At 64.4% G+C, this 17,556-nt stretch carries 16 protein-coding genes and 1 pseudogene; 8 read left to right on the top strand and 9 right to left on the bottom strand.

From position 1 onward, the window contains the following. From B0G62_RS24150 to B0G62_RS24120, 7 genes are all read left to right on the top strand, one after another. Positions 1-1,173 (top strand): porin, encoded by a 1,173-nt coding sequence (locus B0G62_RS24150; RefSeq protein WP_103706728.1) that lies wholly within the window; start codon positions 1-3, stop codon positions 1,171-1,173. A gap of 167 nt (positions 1,174-1,340) precedes the next feature. Continuing rightward, the gene (locus tag B0G62_RS24145; protein ID WP_103706727.1) at positions 1,341-1,652 is read left to right on the top strand and encodes a BufA1 family periplasmic bufferin-type metallophore; all 312 of its coding nucleotides are present in this window, start codon (positions 1,341-1,343) and stop codon (positions 1,650-1,652) included. 42 nt (positions 1,653-1,694) lie between these two features. Continuing rightward, positions 1,695-2,603, top strand: a complete 909-nt coding sequence (gene bufB / locus B0G62_RS24140; RefSeq protein ID WP_103706726.1) for an MNIO family bufferin maturase — start codon at positions 1,695-1,697, stop codon at positions 2,601-2,603. Continuing rightward, positions 2,593-3,375, top strand: a complete 783-nt coding sequence (locus B0G62_RS24135) for an HvfC/BufC N-terminal domain-containing protein (protein ID WP_103706725.1) — start codon at positions 2,593-2,595, stop codon at positions 3,373-3,375. The genes bufB and B0G62_RS24135 overlap by 11 nt, the downstream gene beginning before the upstream one ends. After that, positions 3,375-3,881, top strand: a complete 507-nt coding sequence (locus tag B0G62_RS24130) for a DoxX family protein (protein ID WP_103706764.1) — start codon at positions 3,375-3,377, stop codon at positions 3,879-3,881. The genes B0G62_RS24135 and B0G62_RS24130 overlap by 1 nt, the downstream gene beginning before the upstream one ends. A gap of 167 nt (positions 3,882-4,048) precedes the next feature. Beyond that, on the top strand, positions 4,049-4,324 hold the full coding sequence (gene frmR, locus B0G62_RS24125; RefSeq protein WP_103706724.1) for a formaldehyde-responsive transcriptional repressor FrmR: 276 nt from the start codon (positions 4,049-4,051) through the stop codon (positions 4,322-4,324). Positions 4,325-4,415: 91 nt separating this feature from the next. Further along, the gene (locus B0G62_RS24120; RefSeq protein WP_027816150.1) at positions 4,416-5,525 is read left to right on the top strand and encodes an S-(hydroxymethyl)glutathione dehydrogenase/class III alcohol dehydrogenase; all 1,110 of its coding nucleotides are present in this window, start codon (positions 4,416-4,418) and stop codon (positions 5,523-5,525) included. Between the two features lie 119 nt (positions 5,526-5,644). Here the strand turns inward: B0G62_RS24120 and tehA are convergent, their stop codons facing one another. Together tehA and B0G62_RS24110 are read right to left on the bottom strand one after the other, a co-directional pair. Next, a complete protein-coding gene (tehA, locus tag B0G62_RS24115) occupies positions 5,645-6,637 on the bottom strand; it encodes a dicarboxylate transporter/tellurite-resistance protein TehA (protein ID WP_244193354.1) in 993 nt (330 codons plus the stop codon). A 144-nt stretch (positions 6,638-6,781) separates the two neighbouring features. Then, positions 6,782-7,831 (bottom strand): GSU2403 family nucleotidyltransferase fold protein, encoded by a 1,050-nt coding sequence (locus B0G62_RS24110; protein WP_103706723.1) that lies wholly within the window; start codon positions 7,829-7,831, stop codon positions 6,782-6,784. A gap of 242 nt (positions 7,832-8,073) precedes the next feature. Here B0G62_RS24110 and B0G62_RS24105 point away from each other — a divergent pair, with 242 nt between their 5' ends. After that, entirely contained in the window at positions 8,074-8,640 is a 567-nt protein-coding gene (locus B0G62_RS24105) for a thioredoxin family protein (RefSeq protein ID WP_103706722.1), read from the top strand. A gap of 62 nt (positions 8,641-8,702) precedes the next feature. Here the strand turns inward: B0G62_RS24105 and B0G62_RS24100 are convergent. The 7 genes and pseudogenes from B0G62_RS24100 to B0G62_RS24070 all read right to left on the bottom strand — a co-directional run. Next, positions 8,703-9,137: pseudogene (locus B0G62_RS24100) on the bottom strand (LysR substrate-binding domain-containing protein); the annotation flags it as partial. Between the two features lie 9 nt (positions 9,138-9,146). Then, entirely contained in the window at positions 9,147-9,353 is a 207-nt protein-coding gene (locus B0G62_RS24095; protein WP_103706721.1) for a hypothetical protein, read from the bottom strand. 313 nt (positions 9,354-9,666) lie between these two features. After that, a complete protein-coding gene (gene tssJ / locus B0G62_RS24090; protein ID WP_103706720.1) occupies positions 9,667-10,185 on the bottom strand; it encodes a type VI secretion system lipoprotein TssJ in 519 nt (172 codons plus the stop codon). Then, positions 10,185-12,044, bottom strand: a complete 1,860-nt coding sequence (tssF, locus tag B0G62_RS24085) for a type VI secretion system baseplate subunit TssF (protein ID WP_103706719.1) — start codon at positions 12,042-12,044, stop codon at positions 10,185-10,187. The genes tssJ and tssF overlap by 1 nt, the downstream gene beginning before the upstream one ends. Next, positions 12,041-15,658 carry an ImcF-related family protein gene (locus tag B0G62_RS24080; RefSeq protein ID WP_103706718.1) on the bottom strand — a complete coding sequence of 1,206 codons (3,618 nt, stop codon included), beginning with the start codon at positions 15,656-15,658 and terminating at the stop codon, positions 12,041-12,043. The genes tssF and B0G62_RS24080 overlap by 4 nt, the downstream gene beginning before the upstream one ends. Further along, positions 15,639-16,931, bottom strand: a complete 1,293-nt coding sequence (locus B0G62_RS24075) for a hypothetical protein (RefSeq protein ID WP_103706717.1) — start codon at positions 16,929-16,931, stop codon at positions 15,639-15,641. Before B0G62_RS24075 ends, B0G62_RS24080 begins: the two co-directional genes overlap by 20 nt. After that, positions 16,931-17,197, bottom strand: coding sequence for a PAAR domain-containing protein (locus tag B0G62_RS24070; RefSeq protein WP_103706716.1), 267 nt, complete (start codon positions 17,195-17,197; stop codon positions 16,931-16,933). The genes B0G62_RS24075 and B0G62_RS24070 overlap by 1 nt, the downstream gene beginning before the upstream one ends. Positions 17,198-17,556: the final 359 nt, after the last annotated feature.

The following is a 17,556-nucleotide window of genomic DNA, read 5'->3' as shown; positions in this document are numbered from 1 at the left end:
ATGAATACGCTTCGACTTTCCACGCTTTCCCTCGCTCTGCTGGGCGCCAGCTCCGCTGCCTTCGCGGCGGACAGCGTCACGCTCTACGGCGTCATCGACACCTCGATCCAGTACGTGAGCCACGCCGACTCGCAAGGCGACCATCGTTGGGGCATGGCCGACAGCAACCTCTCGGGCAGCCGCTGGGGCCTCAAGGGCGCCGAAGATCTGGGTGGCGGCCTGAAGGCGATCTTCCAGCTTGAAAACGGCTTCAATCCGAATACCGGCGGCTTTCACCAGAGCAGCCGGATGTTCGGCCGCCAGGCGTTCGTCGGCCTGTCCGGCGATCAGTGGGGCACCGTGACACTCGGCCGCCAATACGACCCGCTCGTCGACATGATCCAGCCGCTGACAGCCGATAACGACTTCAGCAGCATGTTTTCCACGCCGGGCGACGTCGACAACAACGACAACAGCTCACGCACCAGCAACGCCGTGAAGTATGTATCGCCGGTGATTTCGGGCTTCCAGTTCGAAGGCCTTTACGCGCTGGGCGGCGTCGCGGGCCAGACCGGCTCGGGTCAGACGTGGTCGGGCGCGGCTACGTATTCGATCGGCCAGTTCAGCGCGGCGGCGGGCTACTTCTACGCCGCCAACGCCGCGTCGAGCGTCAAGCGCACGGGCTGGAGCGGCACCTCGGACGGCACCTTCGACGGCAACTTCGATCCCAACACGCCGCTGAACAACGGCTACATCACGGCGAAGTCGATCGGCATTGCGTCGGTGGCCGCTCAGTACGTCATCGGCCCGGTGAAGATGAACCTGCGTTATAGCAACGCGCAATATCGTCCGGACGCGCAATCGGCATTTGGCAGCACGGAGCGCTACAACGTAGGCGGCGCGTATGTCGGCTATCAGGCGACGCCTGCGCTGCTGCTCGGCCTCGGCTATATCTATACGAAGGCCGATGGCAATACGTCGGCGACGTATCACCAGGTTTCGGCGGGCGCGGATTATTCGCTTTCGAAGCGCACGGATGTCTATCTGATGGGCGCGTGGCAGCACGCGAGCGGCACGCAAGGCAACGGCAAGGGCGGCACGGCGCCGGCGGAAGCGTCGATCGGTTCGTACGGCTACTCGTCGAACGATACGGTGCAGGCGATTGCGACGGTGGGCATTCGCCACAAGTTCTGATCGGCAAGCTGTTATCCGGGTTGAAAGGCCGCGCATCGGGAATGCGCGGTTTTTTTGCTCCGCTTCAAAAAAAGTTTTTGCTTCGCTGTAACCGGTGGCGCGCCCCGCGCGAATTAGCTGTTGTATCCGCGACGGATACCCTCTACCTCGACCACCGGAGAACACTCATGTCTGCAAAGCTCAACGTCAATGCCGCGCTGCTCGCCGGCGCCGTCGCCAGCCTGCTCGCCTCCACCGTTCACGCCGCGCCGCTTACCCAGGCCGAAGCCAGCGCCGCCGTGGCTGCGCACAAGGAGAAGTGCTACGGCGTCGCGCTCAAGGGGCAAAACGACTGCGCGGCGGGACCCGGCACGAGCTGTCAGGGCACATCGGCGATGGACTTCCAGGGCAACTCGTGGAAATTCGTTCAGGGCGGCACCTGCACGAGCATCCAGGTGCCGGGCGGCGGCCACGGCTCGCTCACGCCGATGAAATCCTGATCGCTAACGTGCTTCAACCAACCCGCGAGGAGCGTGACGGCCATGAGCGATTTCGTCCGATCAATGGCGTGGGCTGCGCCTGGCCGTCCCCCTCACGCCGGGTTCGTGGGCACCAGTTTCAAGCACGATCATCTCGGCGCGATTCTCAACGAGGGCTTGAAAGAAGGCTTTTTCGAAGTCCATGCCGAAAACTACATGGGCGCGGGCGGCCCGCCCCACCGCGCGCTTGCTGCGATCCGCGAGCGCTATCCAGTTTCGCTCCATGGCGTGTGCATGTCGATAGGTGGTCCGGACGCGCTGAACTTAACGCATCTCGCGCGTTTTCGTGATCTGGTAACGCGCTATGAACCGGAATGGATTTCGGAACATCTCGCGTGGTCCTCGCACGACGGCACGTTCTTCAACGACCTGTTGCCGCTGCCTTACCACCGCGCAACGCTCGATCGTGTATGCGCGCATATCGACCAGATGCAAACGGCTATCGGCCGTCCGATCCTGCTCGAAAACCCTTCGACGTATGTGAGGTTTGCCTCATCGACAATGAGCGAAACCGATTTTCTGCGTGCCGTCGCGCAAAAGACAGGATGCGGCTTGTTGCTGGATGTGAATAACGCCTTCGTTTCGGCAGTAAATCATGGCAATTCGGCGCATGACTATCTCGCCGCGTTTCCACTCGAATATGTAGGCGAAATCCATCTGGCCGGTCATAGCGAGCAGCGCGACGACGAGAATCAACCGCTACTCATCGACAGTCACGACCAACCTGTCGCCGATGTCGTGTGGGATCTCTACGCGAAGATCATTGCCCGCGCCGGCGCGGTACCAACCCTCATCGAATGGGACAGCGATCTGCCCACGTGGCCCGTGCTGCGCGCGCAGGCGGAAGCGGCCCGGAGGATCATGACGCAGTGCGCCCCCGTGCATAACGAAAGCCTCTGCCATGAAGCCTAAACAGCATGCCGCGTATGCGACGGCATTCGCGCGAGGATTGACCGATCCCGCCATCGTTGCCCCCGCCGACGTGATCGCTCAGCATGGCAAGGGGGTAATCAATCGCTACAATGTCTATCGCAACAACGTGACGGTGAGCCTGATCGATGCGCTCGCAGCGATCTACCCGGCGGTGCAACGCATCACGGGCGTCGAATTCTTTCGTGCGATGGCGCGCTTTCATGTGCGCGCGACGCCGCCGCGTTCACCGCTGCTTTTCGAGTACGGCAGGGATTTCCCGTCCTTCATCGAGTCGTACGAATACGCGCGCGAGATGCCCTGGCTCGCGGATACAGCCCGCATCGAACGCGCGTGGCTCGATGCGTATCACGCGGCGGACGCCGCCCCGCTGGCCGCGCAGGCATTCGCCGCTATCGACGCCGAATCGCTCGCGCAACTGCGCTTCATCGCTCACCCGGCCACGCGAATCGTGCGCTCGCCCTATCCGGCTGTTTCGATTTTCGCCATGAACCGCAGGGACGAAGCGATCGAACCGCTCCACGCAAGCGACGCGCAGGACGCACTCATCACGCGTCCCGATCAGGACGTGATCGTCTCACAACTGCCCGCCGGCGGCGCGGCGTTCCTGCTCGCGCTGATATCCGGTTCGCCATTGGGAGCCGCCGTGGAAACCGCGTTTTTCGAAGACGAATCATTCGATATCCAAACTAACCTGCAGGCAATGATTTCAGCCGGCGTGTTTACCGCTATCCGTTCTGGAGCCCCGTCATGATGCCGACCCAGGAAAATCTCAAACCATCCTCTGCGGCCTTCTTCGCGACCGCGATCGTGCGGGCGCGTCGCGCGGTTGAAACGCTCGCGCAACCGTGGCTCGTGCAACTCGTGCTGCGCCTCGCACTTGCGGTGCCATTCTGGCGATCGGGCGTCCTCAAATGGCACGGTTTTCTGCAACTCAATGACACGGCGATCACGCTCTTTACGGACGAATTCCAGCTACATCTGCCGGGCGGTCCTTATCCCTTCCCCGCGCCCGCCGTTTTCGCGTTTCTTTCCGCCTGCGGGGAGGTGGGATTTCCCGTGCTGCTGGTGCTCGGAATCGGCACGCGTTTCGCCGCTGCGGGTCTGTTCCTGATGACCTGCATCATCGAATTGACGGTGCCGGACGGCTGGCCCATTCACATCACCTGGGCAGCGATGGCGCTGGGCATCGCCGCGTGGGGGCCGGGCCGGATCTCGATCGACTGGCTGCTGGGAGACCGCGCAAGCCGCTCGCGCTAACTCTGGCTCTCATAGAGCAGCAGGGACACGCAGCAGAACGTGCATGCAAGACCGACTGCAGCCAATGAGTGAATTTATAGAAAAATTCGCCCCAATCTGCCCGCCATCCTATACTCCCCCACAGTACTTGTGGCATACTCCCATCCAGTATCTAACCGGGAGCCACCATGCCCCACACCGTCGAAGAAAAGAAACGCGTTCTGACCCGCGTTCGCCGCGTGCGTGGGCAACTGGACGCGCTCGAGCGCGCGCTTGAAGAAGGCGCGGATTGCGGGCCGATTCTCCAGCAGATTGCCGCCATGCGTGGCGCCATCAATGGCCTGATGGCCGGTGTGCTCGAAAGCCATCTGCGCGAGGAGTTTTCGAGCCTTGCGCCCGCTGACGACACCTCGAAAAAATCCATTGACGAAGTCGTTTCGCTCGTGCGTTCCTATCTTCGTTGAGGCTTCGCAGATTCTCGATTGACTCTCGATTGACACGCGCCGGTAACCGCCCGTGCGGGCCGGACCCTTTGTTTATCTCACCAGGATTGCTATGAAATCACGTGCAGCCGTTGCATTCGGGCCGGGCAAGCCCCTCGAAATCGTCGAGATCGACGTCGAACCGCCCCGCAAGGGCGAAGTGCTGGTGAAGATCACGCACACCGGTGTGTGCCACACCGATGCGTTCACGCTTTCCGGCGACGACCCCGAAGGTCTCTTCCCCGCCGTGCTGGGCCATGAAGGCGCCGGCATCGTCGTCGAAGTGGGCGAAGGCGTGACGAGCGTGAAGCCCGGCGATCATGTGATTCCGCTCTATACCGCCGAATGCGGCGAATGTCTGTTCTGCAAGAGCGGCAAGACCAATCTGTGCGTGGCCGTGCGCGCCACCCAGGGCAAGGGCGTGATGCCCGACGGCACGACGCGTTTCAGCTATAACGGTCAGCCCGTCTATCACTACATGGGCTGTTCGACGTTCAGCGAATACACCGTCGTCGCGGAAGTGTCGCTCGCGAAAATCAGCCCCGACGCCAACCCCGAACAGGTCTGCCTGCTCGGCTGCGGCGTGACCACGGGTCTGGGCGCGGTAAAGAACACCGCCAAGGTTCAGGAAGGCGATACCGTGGCCGTGTTCGGTCTCGGCGGTATTGGCCTGGCCGTCATCCAGGGCGCGAAGCTCGCCAAGGCGGGCCGCATCATCGCCGTCGATACCAACCCGGGCAAGTTCGAGCTCGCACAGGCCTTCGGCGCGACCGATTGCGTCAACCCGAAAGATCACGAAAAGCCCATCCAGCAAGTGATCGTCGAGATGACGGGCTGGGGCGTGGATCACAGCTTCGAGTGCATCGGCAACGTCAACGTCATGCGCGCCGCGCTCGAATGCGCGCATCGCGGCTGGGGTCAGTCGGTGGTGATCGGCGTGGCGGGTGCGGGCCAGGAAATCTCCACGCGTCCGTTCCAGCTCGTCACGGGCCGCCGCTGGCTGGGCACGGCGTTCGGCGGTGTCAAGGGCCGCTCGCAACTGCCGGGCATGGTCGAAGACGCGATGAGCGGCAAGATCCAGCTCGCACCGTTCGTCACGCACACGAAGCCGCTGTCCGGCATCAATGAAGCGTTCGACCTGATGCACGAAGGCAAGTCGATCCGCACCGTCGTTCACTATTAAAGCCAGCACTTAAGGCCTGCGCGCGGCACGTCATCCGTGCCGCGATGCTTTGCCCTCTGTCGTGCGCAAAAAAGGCCTCGCCGATTGGCAAGGCCTTTTCCGCTTTCGCTGGGGCGGCGTTATTGCAACGCGCGAACCGGCAGCAGCTTGCCTTCCCAGAGCAATGCGGTCGTCTTGACCATCAGCAGTCCGATCGCGGCAGTCGATGCAACGAACAGGACGAAGGCCAGTTCAGGCACCCACCGCGGGCCGCCATGCTGGGCGATGAGCATCGCGAGGGTCGGCAGGGCCGCGACGCCGAAGCTGAAGGCCCAGTACGACGGCGCGAAGGCCTGAGCGCGAATCCACGGCAACAGACGCAGCAGCAACAGCGCTTGATAGAGACCATAGCCGAGCAGCGCATAAGCCACGATGCCCGCGGCGCCTGTCAACGACACATGCATGCTGGTCATGATCGCCATCCATGCGACGCCGCCCACGACCGGCGGCGCGAGCTGCACGCCAAAGGTCGGACGCAGGGCCGGCGCGGTCGGTGCGGATAGCGCGGCTCGGTTGAGCAACTTCGATTCGATCGCGAGCCACGAAAGCGCGCCGCTGCCGAAGAACATCGCCGCCAGTTCGGGCAAGCCGAATATCGCGGCCGTCGTGGCCGCCACGAAACCCGCAGCGACGGTCGGCAGATAGATCGCGGGCGTCACGAGTTCGGCGTTGCGCCCGCCTTGCCAGAGCCGCCCGTGCAGCATCACGCCGACGCCGATTTGCGCCGTCGCGCCCGCCACGAACAGCGCGAGGCCCGCGTCGTGCGACCAGAGCTTGATGGCCTGAGCGGCCAGCATCGTCGATACCGGCGCGAGCGCCACGAACGACGACTGCACTTCGTGCTGCCATTCCTTGCGCGCGGCATCGCGGTGCGCGACCCACTTGAGCGCATACATCGCCATCACGGCAGCCCATACGACGAGCCCCACGACCGTGAGCGCCGTGCCCGCGAAAGCCGGCACCTCCCAGAGCCTGGCGGCGACCCGCCATGCGCCCGCCAGCGCGAGCATCCCTACCGCGATGCCAAAAAATCCGGCGGGCATCGGCTCATGTTTCATCATCCATTCGTTCATGATTCCACTCCTGAAACTTGAGGCAGCAAAAGCCGCCGTCGATGGAGTGACTTTAGGCTCGGGCGCGCCCGACGCGAATGCCGGGCCGTGTCAACAACATGCCCGATCGTCTCACCGGCGCGTTGCCGGAAGCCGCCCTCTATTTCAGACGCCCAGGCCTTCCTCGAACTCGGCCAGCGCGCCTTCGTGGGCTTCGAGCGTGCGTTGCACCTCGGGCAGCGCGCGGCGCACCAGTGTGCGCGCGGATTTCGGCAGATCCGAGCACGCAAGCTCGATGTCGCCGCTGCGATGCTCGCCGAGCATCGCAAGCAGCACGCAGGCTTGCTGGACGTCCTTCTGCGACTTGATGAGCATGTTGGTGCGCAGGCGCGATACGAGGATCTTGTGGATCGCGAAGCGCGCCGGGTCGGGCACGCGCACGGGCACGGCGCCATGCCGCGAGATCAGCGTGCCCATATGCGACTGGCCGAGCAGATACGCGAGATACGGCATCCCGCTCGCATGCGCGCCTAGTTCCGGCACGGCGACGGTCGGAAACGTGTCGCCCTTCGACGGCACGAGCAAATCGACGTGAAAGCGCGTTTTGCCCGCCTGCTTGAACGACGTAGGCGGATCGCCCCGGTTGAACGGCGGCACCGGCACGAAATCGATGCCCGTCTCCCGCAAAATGTCGAGCAGGCCGCCAGAAGGCAGATTCTGCAAGGCGAGCTGGCGCGCGCGGGCGATATCGATATCCTCGGTCTCGTAGGCGATCGCCTTGATGCCGAGGCTGTTGAGCAGCACGGCATACGCGTGCGAACCCACCAGCACCGCGCCCGCCTGGAACAGGCCGTGGTTGTAGAGGACCGCCATCGTCGCGTAGGTCTTGTTGTCGGCGATCTGGAAGCCGAGTTTCGCCAGTTCCCGGATGCGGCTGATGAGATCCTTGGCCTGCTCGATCTGCGCGGCCACTGCCGCAACGCGTTCGTCGGCCTCGGCATCGCCCTTCGGGCCGCCCAGACTGAGCTGCTGGCGCTTGCCCTCGGCGTCCATGAACTGGCGGTAGTAGTAGACAGCGTTGCCGCGATTGTGCTCGACGATCGTGCCGGGCGCGCCCACCAGCACACGCGGCTGGGCGGCCGCGCCCTGCTCGACGTTTGCATACTGGGAGCCGAACGCCTGATCGTGCCGCTGATAGAGAGGGAAGCCTGACATGGTCCGGAGAAATTGCAGTAATTTTCAGAATTTTACTGCAAACACAGGATCGTCGATAAGCAGGTATTGCAGTAATTTTTCGAAAACTACTGCAATAGCGTGACAGGCGGCCTATGTACCGCCCGGTATCCGGCACATGCCGCGACACATTACGTTGCACAGCGCGGCCATTGGGGACATGTACGGGATACGTGCAGGAGGTCCAATGCACTCGTACCCCAACCCTCCATGGAGAGTCCGTCATGTTCGAACGTCTCAAGATCGCCGCCGTCGTCACTGCATTGGTAGCCACCGCCGCCTACGCGGTCTTCGCGTCCACCGCCAGCCCCGCCGCCAACGAACCGGCCGCCTTGCAGAACGGCGCACCCGCGCCCGACTTCACCGGCATCGACACCTGGATCAACAGCCCGCCACTCGATCTGAAGCAGTTGCGCGGCAAGGTCGTGCTGGTCGAGTTCTGGACTTTCGACTGCATCAACTGCGCGCATACCGTGCCTTACATGAAGGCGTGGTATTCGCGCTATCGCGACAGGGGGCTGGTGGTCGTCGGCGTGCATACGCCCGAACTCCCGATCGAGCGCAACACCGACAACCTGAAGAAAGCCATCGCGCGTTTCGGCATCGAATACCCGGTTGCGCAGGACAATTCGTATGCGACGTGGAATGCGTATAGCAACCAGTATTGGCCCGCGCTATATCTCATCGACAAGAACGGCAAGCTGGCCTACAGCCATTTCGGCGAAGGCGATTACGATCAGACCGAGCAGACGATTCGTGGGTTGCTGGGGTTGGACGGGAAGAAGGGTTGATCGGGGTGATGTGGAAAGCGCGCCTTGAACGGCGCGCTTTTGTATGTTCAAGCCACGAGAAACTAGCCACGCTCCTTTGCTTTGTCTTTGCGTTTCGGCGGCGGCCCGGCACGAAGTTCGGATTCCTCCAGGAAAAAATCCCGGTTGCCGGTCATGCGCTCGACCATGAAGTCGATGAAAGTCCGCACGCGCAACGGCTGTTCGGTTCGGTGCCTGTAGTGGATGTAAATCATCCCGTATTCGCTGACATGCTGCGTCAGTAGCGCAACGAGCCGGCCGCTTCGAATATGGCGCGTCGCATTGAAACTCCCCAGTTGCCCGACGCCCAGGCCCGCCAGCACCGCTTGCGTTTCCATTTCCGTATCGTTGACGCAGATGGCCGCAGGCAGATCGCGATAAACGATCTCATCGCCGACACGAAATTGCCACTGCGCAAGCTTGCCGGTATTCGCGCGCCGATACCCCGTGCAGCGATGTCGAGCCAGGTCGTCGATGGTGCAACGCGCTTACTCCGTCGGGCGCAGGTCGCACATGACCAGCGTATTGAGCATCAACGAAATCTGCTGCAACGCCAGCGCATAGTCCCCGAGCTGCGTATCGCTAGGGATAGACTCGCCATGCAGAGCACCCGCCCGCTGCGAGGCGGCCAGCAGCAGGGCGTTGGTCGCGATCGCAACGTAGCCCGCTGCCGCATTCGCGCTATCGGCAGACATGAGCGCACGGCGTAGTCCAGATACCGCCCCGCCAGCCAGACGAAATAGCGCGGGCTGTGCGCGCCCGCCGTGGCATCGGATACCCCCGCCGCATTCTCGCGGTCGAAGGCGGCAGCATCGCCCGCTGACACCTGGGGCAATCTCGCCCGCAGCAGCAGCGCGGCTTTCGCGATATCGACGGCGCCGGTTGCCCGAAGCTGCTGGCATACGCGAACCGCGTCACCGGACGTCATCGCTGCGCCGGCTGCGGCGGCAGACTGCGCGGCCATCATGACCGGCAATACCAGCGCTGCCGCACAAAGATCTGGATTCCTTATTTTTTCTGATCCGCATCGAGAACGAGGTTGCGGTCCGCCGCGACGAGCCTGACCGGGTCGGTCTTCTTCCATTGCGATTTCGGTATCAGCACCGACCACTCGGCGTCAGACGTATCGCGAAAGAACGCCGCTACGCCCACGTAGTTCGCCTCGTCGCCGATGGGCTCCGATACCTTCAGTGTTTGCCCCGGCCCGAGCGTAACGTCCCGGCTCCAGAGCGTCGCGGCCTTCAGCGCATCGCTACCGCCGAGCAGTTGCGCGTAAGTCGCCGTCGCAAAGGGCCGGTCGTCCTTCAACTGGACAATGCGCAACACGACCGGCAGCGACGCGCCGCGCGTGTCCGGATTGAGCGCCCCGCGCCCAACAATGGCGAGGTTCATCTGTTTGACCTTCGACACGAAAACCGCCTGCGTCGCTGCCACCGTGCCGTCCTTCACCGACTGCAACATCCCGCACGCCGGGAGGGCCAGCGCCAGGCCCACGCCAAGCGCGCCCTTCGCGATTGCGTTTCGCATCAGAAAGGCGCTCCCTCGAAGTCGATGCGCGGATAGACGGTCTCCTTTCCGTCGAAGTTCAGTACCAGCCGCATGGAATGGTGGAAACAGGCGTAACGGCCTATAAAGTGATTGAGCACGTCGCCAAACAGGACGGCGTCGCCTGGCCCGTCAAAGGCAGTGGGGTCGAGGTCGACGTGTACGCGGACCTCGCGGTGCATGTAGGCGCGCTGAAGGACGTTCTTCGCGGATAGCCGCGCCTCCCGGATCGCCTCGATGCGGCGAGTCGGCCCGTCGTCCGGCGTCCAGTCGTAGAGTTCCAGGGTCTCCTGCAGCGCCGCTTCGCCCTCCATCGCGATCCGGTTGATCTCGTTCGCGCCGCCCGCCGTAAACTGGCCCAGCAACCGCCAGTCATATCCCGGGTAGTAGCGCGGCGGATAGAGCGGCATGGTCGGCGCGGTCAGGTTGCGCACCGACGCAATGCCGGTAAAGCCCGAGACGGTCTCGGTAATGGTCGCTTCGGTCAGCGCCATGCGCGGCAGGCGCCCGTTGTTCGCGAGCGCGCGCACCGTGAGATAGCGGTCCGGCGAGGGGCGGTCCTCATCGTCCTGCGCGTCGCGGTGCGTGCCCGACCAGAGCTGCCCCTCCAGCTCGACCCACAGTTCCCGCCCGTTCACGCCGAAGTGCGTCGAGGTGCAGTAATACCGCTCCGGCTTGTCGTAGCGCGTGAGCCAGCCACGATGCCGGAAGCTCCTGAACGGCTGGTAGGCATGTTGTGCATTGCTTTCCGGGTTCGACGCGATCACCGCGACCAGGTCGTACGGCTCGACATGCCCGGCGAGGCCGGGCTGAACCCGGATGCGGTGCTCCCGGTCGTGCCAGTCGGCGGGCCGCAGCGGCAGCGCGTCGACCTCGAACAGGTTGATGATGGGCGTACAGAAAAGACGGAAGCTGCCGCGACTGACCGGATGATCGCCGGGCATGCGTCCGTCGAGTTCGATCTCGAACGTCATCTGCGCTTCACCGGGCGGCAGGACCGCCGCGTCGAAACCGCACAGGTCGACGAAATGGAACTTCTGTGGAAACACGAAATACTCCAGCAGCGTCTGCTCGCGGTCGAGTTCCTTGTTGCGCTTCGCGTCCGTCACCGGCCAGAGCCGCGTCGAGGGGCCAAAGCCCGACGCCTCGAAGCGTACTTCGGGCTGCGGCTGCAATGCGCCGTCACGTACCGAGGGTAGGCGCAGGTTGATCGCCGCGACCTGGCGCGTGAGCGCCGCATACAGCGCGGCAGCGGCGGGCCGGTCGCCGTGCAGGTAGAGGCGGATGCGCGAGAGGTCGACGCGCTCGCGTTGCTCCCCGAGCCAGAGGCCGAACGTGAGGCGGATGACCGTGCGCCCGTCCGCGCGCACCGCGACGAGCGCATCCTCCACCGAAAGCGGCAGCAGCTCGACCGCCTGCGTCGTCCGGTACGGACACTGCACGCCCTCGGGGCCGATGGGCGCCGAGCGCACCACGGCTCCCGCCGGGATCTGCGCCGGAGTCTGGACGGTGCGGTTCAGCGGCGTGCATTCGATGATCGACAGCGAGGGAATCGCGCGCGCCGCGTACTCGTAGAAATTGTCGAGCAGCGGGTCGGTAATCTCCGGCATGCCATCGCCGATCTTGCCGCGCAGCCGGGCCACGAGGAACGCGAAGCCCTCGTAGACCGCCCGGACCTGGTCGTCCTCCTGACCGTACTGCATACCCAGGCGCCGCGCGGCCTCGGGCTGCTCGCGTGCGAATTCCCGAGCCGCCTCGCGCAGATAGCGCATTTCCCCGTCAAAGAGCCCCAGGAAGGGATTCTCGTGTTCAGCCGGGTTTTTCTTCCACGGTGCAGTCATGGTTGCATCTCCGGTGGGAGCGGTGGCAGGGAGGGCAGGCCGGAGATCACGCCGGCGCGGCCCGTTACGAAGATGCGCTCGGGCATCTGGAAGCCGCGCAGCCTGAGCAGATCCAGCGGCCCGGCGCCCGCCTGCACGCGCAGCAGGTAGCGCAATGGCAACGTTGCATCGCCCGCCGACGCAGCCTTCGCGTCAGCGCTGGCGGTTGTGCCGTTCCAGACCAGCTCGAAGCGCGAGTCGTCGAGCGGCTTCACCTGCGCATTGGCGAGCAGGCGCAGAAACGCCCAGTCGCCGGTCGCATCGGACGCGATGCGCGTTCCCGCGTCCAGCGATTGCCAGGTCAGCGACGCGTGGCCGGCGAGACCGTTGCCCGGCCATACGAGCGGCGTCCAGATCTCCCGCTGGTTGAAGTAGACGATCTGCTGCCCGTCTACCGTCAGTTCCGTACGCGTCACGTCCGGCGTAGGCTGCGGCATGATCTCGAAGTGATACCCCGCCTCGCCCTGCGCATAGAGACGCGCGCCCAGCGGGCCGATCAGCCGCAGCAAGGCGAGGAACTTCGGGTCGAACTGCAACGACTGCGGCGCGAGTTCGTTCGGCACCCACTGGTCGCCCTGACGCTTGAGCACACCGGAAAGCTCGACCTCGACAAAGCGGTTGATGAGCCCCGTATCGGGCCGCACATACCGGCCAAACTCGGCGAAGGACGCATCCGAGCCTGTCGGTGCGAACGGATAGCGCGAGGCGAACGCCGCCTGAAAGGGTGAGTACACGGCGGCGCGCCACGCATCGTTCAGGCTTGCGGCGGCGGGCTGGAGGACGGCTTGCCAGGCCGCGTCGAGTGGCTGCACGAACATCGTCTGCCCGAAACCGGCCCACTGCGCGCCCAGGCTCGCGGCAGTCAGCGCCGCGTCATCGTGCGCCTGCGTGAGATCCGAGAGCTTGCCCTGAAACACGGCTTGCGCGAGCGAGCGCGCCATCGACTGCGCATCGGGGCTCGACTGGATTTGCTGGAGCTTCAGCCGCACGGTGGTATCCGCCGTGAGGACGCGCGAGAGGCTGACGCCGTTGAACGCGGCGGCATTCGCCGTATTGCCGCCCGCCTTGTTGCCCCCCGCCGCCGGGTTCGCGTCGCCCATCAGCGCGAGCAGCGGCCCGAACGAGCGGTCGAGCGGATTGACAACGGGTGCCTGCGTCGCATCGCTGTCGCCCCCGCCGAGGAGCCCCTGCGCCTTGCGCACCAGCGTATCGGTGAGCGCCTGCGAGGGACGGCCCGCCTCGCCCTGGTACTGCACCGACTTCATGACCGCGAGCAGCGGCGACGTCTGCGCATCCGTGAGGCGCGTCAGCTGGTCAATGACGCCGGAAAAGCTGGTCGCCGGGATCAACTGGAAACTGTTGAGCATGGTCGCCCAGGCCGCGGTGTAGTCCGTGAAGTAACGCGTGCGCAGCCGCTCCCGGAGGTCGTCGGCATCGTGCTTCGCGTCGAGCGCGGTACGCGCCGCATCGACCGCACCCTCTACGGCGGTGGCGCTGATCCGCGCTGCCGGCTGTTCGCCGGTCAGCACCCAGTCTCCCTCGACGTGCTGGTCCTTCGCAGCGTCGTCGATCGCCTTCTCGATCACGCCCTCCCACGCCGCGCGCGTGAAAATGCCCGGTACGGTCTGCGTGGTCGTGAACAGGCCGTGCGCATCCGCCCCGGCGAGCAGCGTCGCGAGCGAAATGTCCGCGTACTTGCCGCGCGCTTCGTCGAGGATGCGCTGGTAAAGGACGTCGTCGCTCGCGGAAAGTCCAATTTGATTGACCAATGTCGAGCGCATCTGCGTGACGAGCGGCATCGACGCGCTGATCCGCCATTCGGGATGCGCCTTGAGATGGTCGGACCAGAAGCCCGCGAGCTGCTGCGAGGTATCGAGCCATTCCCCCGGGCGCATACCGGCGGGCGCAGGCCAGACAGCCAGCAGTTGCGACTTGAGGAACGGCGCGTCGGTACGCGCGGGCGTAGCGAGCATCAGGTACGCCTTGAGGCGGTTGTAGGCGAGCTGCTGCGCATCGTGGCTTTGCTGCTCGTCGGCGCGAACCTGCGAGAGCTGCCCGAGCTGCCCTTCCAGCGCCTGTACGACTGGCTGGCGCAGGTTGCGCAGGGCGACGGTCCGGTACGGTTGCCAGAGCGCGTCCAGGAGGTCGTCGTTGCGCGAGAGGCCCGCGCGCAGATACCACGGCGCGCCGTGCTGACGCCGGTATTCGAGCGTTTCGATCTGCTGCTGGAGGGCGAGCTGCGTACGCAGCGCCTGCGGGGTACCGGGTGTGGCGGCCAGCGCCGCTGCGGCGGTCGTCCCGGATTCCCGGATGAGCGCGTGGTTACCGAGGCCCGATATCATCAGCGCGACCGTCCAGGCCACCACACAGACAAGGGCAAGCACCGCGAGCGCATTGCGCCAGTAAAAGCCGGTGCGGCGACCGCGATAACCGGGCGAACTCGCCGCGATCTCCCGCCATACCGGCAAGAGGGCGGCGGGCTGGACACGCGTCACGGTCATCGTCTGCGCCAACGGCGCTTCGGCGGACGCGGGTGTGTCGCCGCCGTCGACCACCGGCACCGGTACGACGGTCGGTCCCGGAAAGACCGGCGCGAACATGACGCCCGCCAGCGGCGCGCGCAGCCAGTTCGAGGCCGCCAGGCCCCGCACGCCTTCGGCGATACGCTCGCAATGGTCGCCGATGTACTTCGACACGTCCATCAGCCAGGTCATCCACTGCGGTTCGCCGGCCTGGCGCACACCCGCGTCCGCCGTTCGCCGCTCCAGTTCGCCGAGCAGTTCCGGCACGCGGGCGGCAGCCGTCTGTGCCTGGCCACGCAATTCGCCCGGCATGAACGCGCCGACGGCATCGAACCGCTCAGGCTGCTGACCATGCGCTGCGACCGGATGCAGGAACGTAACGGGCGCGGCCCAGCCGAGCGAAGTCGCAAGCATCGAGAGCCTGCGCGGCAGGTCCATATCGGCGTCCCCGGCGCGGGCAACGTGTACCAGAGCATCCACCGGATAGCGGCCACGCAACTGCCGGATCTGGCCGAGCCACTTCGCCGCCTCGATGCCGTCTGGGGCCGCATGGACGAGGATGGTCTCGTCGACGTGCAAGACCCCCGTCTGCTTGAGTCCGGGCGCAACCTGCTCGACCCGCTCGTCCGTGCCGTTCACCAGCAGCCAGCGCAGGCGCTTGCGCCAGAACCAGCCGTGCGCGACGCGCAGTTCTTCGGCCATGCGTTGCAGCCGGGCGTCGCGCTTGAGCGGCTTTTGGGGCTTTACGGTATCGCCGGCTTCCCTTCGAAACAGCCGCCCGGCGAATGCGTAGGTACCCGTAGCAAACAGGACAAGATGAGCGACGACGACGAACGCGAAGGCCGAGAGGATGGCGACGATCGCCCACAGGCGCGACTCGCGCGACGTTATGTTGACCATGTCGCCATGCAGCGACACGAAGCCGATCGCGAGCAGGGCGATGCACAGGGCCACGACTGGCACCCCCCATATCGCGAGGCGGCTGGACGGGCCGGGTTCTTCCGTCGGTGCTGCGTGCTCGGTCGAGAGCAGGTTAATCCTGGGGTCTGTCATCGGAAATCGGGGGGGTGTCGGTTGTATTGGGCGTGACGCGCAGGACCGCAGACTGCATGTCGTCGATGATGAGTTGCGGGCCATCCGCCGCGCCCGACTCGACGGCGGCTACGACGGACAGCCAGCCGTTGCCGTCGCCGAAGTCGCCAACGATGCGGTCGGGCCTGCGCTGCGCCTCGTCTTTCGAAATGGCGTCCATATGGGCCGCGTAGAGCGCCTTGTCGCAGCCGTCGACGGGCCGGGTAATCCACGCACGTACGAGCGAGGTCCAGGCTGCCTTGCCCCATAAGGCAGCATTGGCGAAGCCGTATGCGGCCTCGCCGGCAAGGCCCCGGACGGGCCGGTGCAGGAGCGCCGCGACCCTGACCGTCTCCGGCAGCTTGAAGTAGCCCGCCGAGAGCAGCACGGCGACGCATCCCTCGGTACTGGCTTCCGGTGGTCCGTTCTCGTGCCAGGCGGTCGCGACGACAAGCAGCGGGCGGGCCTCCCTCGCGTCGAGCCACGCATCGGCCACCATCAAGCCATCTGAAGCCGGTACGGCCTGTACCGCGAGCGACGGTAGACCCGCGATACGCAGCGCCCCGACGACCTGTGCAACGTCCGCCTGCTCCCGGCCCGGGGCGCTCAATACGCGAACCTGCGGCCACCAGACCCGCTCGTAGCACGTCAGCGCCCCCAGACTCCCGGAAAGCTGTTCTAGCGTCTGCGCAATCTTGAGCGTCAGCAGCGATACAGATTGCGTCGCACGTTTCGCGTCGAGGCTATCTTCGCGATACTCAGGAACCTCCGGAGCGGGCTCCTCGACCGTCCAGTTCGCCTCCTCAAAGCGCGCGTGAGAAACGCGCGCCATGCCGGCGCGCGGTAATTGCTCAACGAGGAGGCGTTTCCCGACGGCAATCGCGTCGGCAAGCATCTGTCCGCCAAGCGGCAGACAGTAGCCTACGCAGAGCACCTGGAGGGGCCGCTGCGCCGTACGTAACCGCTCCGCCAGCCACCGGTTCCGATGATGGTTACGCCAGTGCGCCCGATACCACAGGCCCTCATAGCCGATGCGCTCGATGCCGAACAACAGCACAAAGGCACCGTTTGGAACGCCAACGAACCAGAACCAGAACGATCCCCCGCTCGCTGGTTGTCCCTTCGGCCAGGCCAGCATGGCAATGGCGACGCCGACCATGTTGCAGGCGAGCCAGATGCAGAACCACCACGGCCAGAACCGGGGACGGCGCGGATAGGCGCTCGCGCGACCCGCAGGAGAGAGGTCGACCGGCATTACGCGATATTGACGTTCTGGAGCGACGAGATCAGCCGGCAGCCACATGCACAGCGGTGATGGTGCATGGCGACCCACTCGCCGTCACGGTCAGGGAATTTCTCGTAACCCTCGTCGATGACAGTCGGGCCGTGCTGCGCGCAGAGCGCCGCGTCGCCCTTGCGGGCGAGCGGCCGGCTCATGAAATTGGTCCACGGCGAGCCGCCCGTCACTTCGCCACCGTGTTCGAGTTTGTCACCCTTACGGATCGGTGATTTTGTATTCATGTTGTCGTTGAAATTAATTTATTCATCATCTTCTAATTGACAATCTAGTAACGCACCTTTTAGGGATATTTTGATCCCAATATGTACTAACCAAGTAGCGCCTCTTCTTATCCACCTGGAGGTTAACAAATTCATCACCACATGATGGAAACCTCTCTACAAACTCATTAGACGATAGAGAATATGTAAAAACCCTATCGACTTCATACGTCCCCATCCCATCGTCTACATGCGACACCAAAAATCCAATTCGCCCGCTAAAGTCATAACTGCCAATTTCGATATTTGGAGGTTTTTCTGTGTCGAGACTTATCTCACCCTGCTTAACTCCATTCCTCCCAGATAGCCTCCACACCAAA

Origin of the sequence: Paraburkholderia eburnea (assembly GCF_002917095.1) — a bacterium.
GTDB lineage: Bacteria > Pseudomonadota > Gammaproteobacteria > Burkholderiales > Burkholderiaceae > Paraburkholderia > Paraburkholderia eburnea.
Note: the sequence above shows the minus strand (reverse complement) of the source record. Positions and strands in the feature narration are given on the sequence as shown.

What these genes read in the sequence shown, in the direction of transcription:
- frmR (WP_103706724.1), top strand. Translation starts at nt 4,049, where the DNA reads ATGCCCCACACCGTCGAAGAAAAGAAACGCGTTCTGACCCGCGTTCGC.
- tehA (WP_244193354.1), bottom strand. Translation starts at nt 6,637, where the DNA reads ATGAACGAATGGATGATGAAACATGAGCCGATGCCCGCCGGATTTTTT.
- tssJ (WP_103706720.1), bottom strand. Translation starts at nt 10,185, where the DNA reads ATGCGAAACGCAATCGCGAAGGGCGCGCTTGGCGTGGGCCTGGCGCTG.
- B0G62_RS24135 (WP_103706725.1), top strand. Translation starts at nt 2,593, where the DNA reads ATGAAGCCTAAACAGCATGCCGCGTATGCGACGGCATTCGCGCGAGGA.
- tssF (WP_103706719.1), bottom strand. Translation starts at nt 12,044, where the DNA reads ATGACTGCACCGTGGAAGAAAAACCCGGCTGAACACGAGAATCCCTTC.
- B0G62_RS24070 (WP_103706716.1), bottom strand. Translation starts at nt 17,197, where the DNA reads ATGAATACAAAATCACCGATCCGTAAGGGTGACAAACTCGAACACGGT.
- B0G62_RS24095 (WP_103706721.1), bottom strand. Translation starts at nt 9,353, where the DNA reads ATGTCTGCCGATAGCGCGAATGCGGCAGCGGGCTACGTTGCGATCGCG.
- B0G62_RS24105 (WP_103706722.1), top strand. Translation starts at nt 8,074, where the DNA reads ATGTTCGAACGTCTCAAGATCGCCGCCGTCGTCACTGCATTGGTAGCC.
- B0G62_RS24130 (WP_103706764.1), top strand. Translation starts at nt 3,375, where the DNA reads ATGCCGACCCAGGAAAATCTCAAACCATCCTCTGCGGCCTTCTTCGCG.
- B0G62_RS24120 (WP_027816150.1), top strand. Translation starts at nt 4,416, where the DNA reads ATGAAATCACGTGCAGCCGTTGCATTCGGGCCGGGCAAGCCCCTCGAA.
- B0G62_RS24150 (WP_103706728.1), top strand. Translation starts at nt 1, where the DNA reads ATGAATACGCTTCGACTTTCCACGCTTTCCCTCGCTCTGCTGGGCGCC.
- B0G62_RS24075 (WP_103706717.1), bottom strand. Translation starts at nt 16,931, where the DNA reads ATGCCGGTCGACCTCTCTCCTGCGGGTCGCGCGAGCGCCTATCCGCGC.
- B0G62_RS24080 (WP_103706718.1), bottom strand. Translation starts at nt 15,658, where the DNA reads ATGACAGACCCCAGGATTAACCTGCTCTCGACCGAGCACGCAGCACCG.
- B0G62_RS24110 (WP_103706723.1), bottom strand. Translation starts at nt 7,831, where the DNA reads ATGTCAGGCTTCCCTCTCTATCAGCGGCACGATCAGGCGTTCGGCTCC.
- bufB (WP_103706726.1), top strand. Translation starts at nt 1,695, where the DNA reads ATGAGCGATTTCGTCCGATCAATGGCGTGGGCTGCGCCTGGCCGTCCC.
- B0G62_RS24145 (WP_103706727.1), top strand. Translation starts at nt 1,341, where the DNA reads ATGTCTGCAAAGCTCAACGTCAATGCCGCGCTGCTCGCCGGCGCCGTC.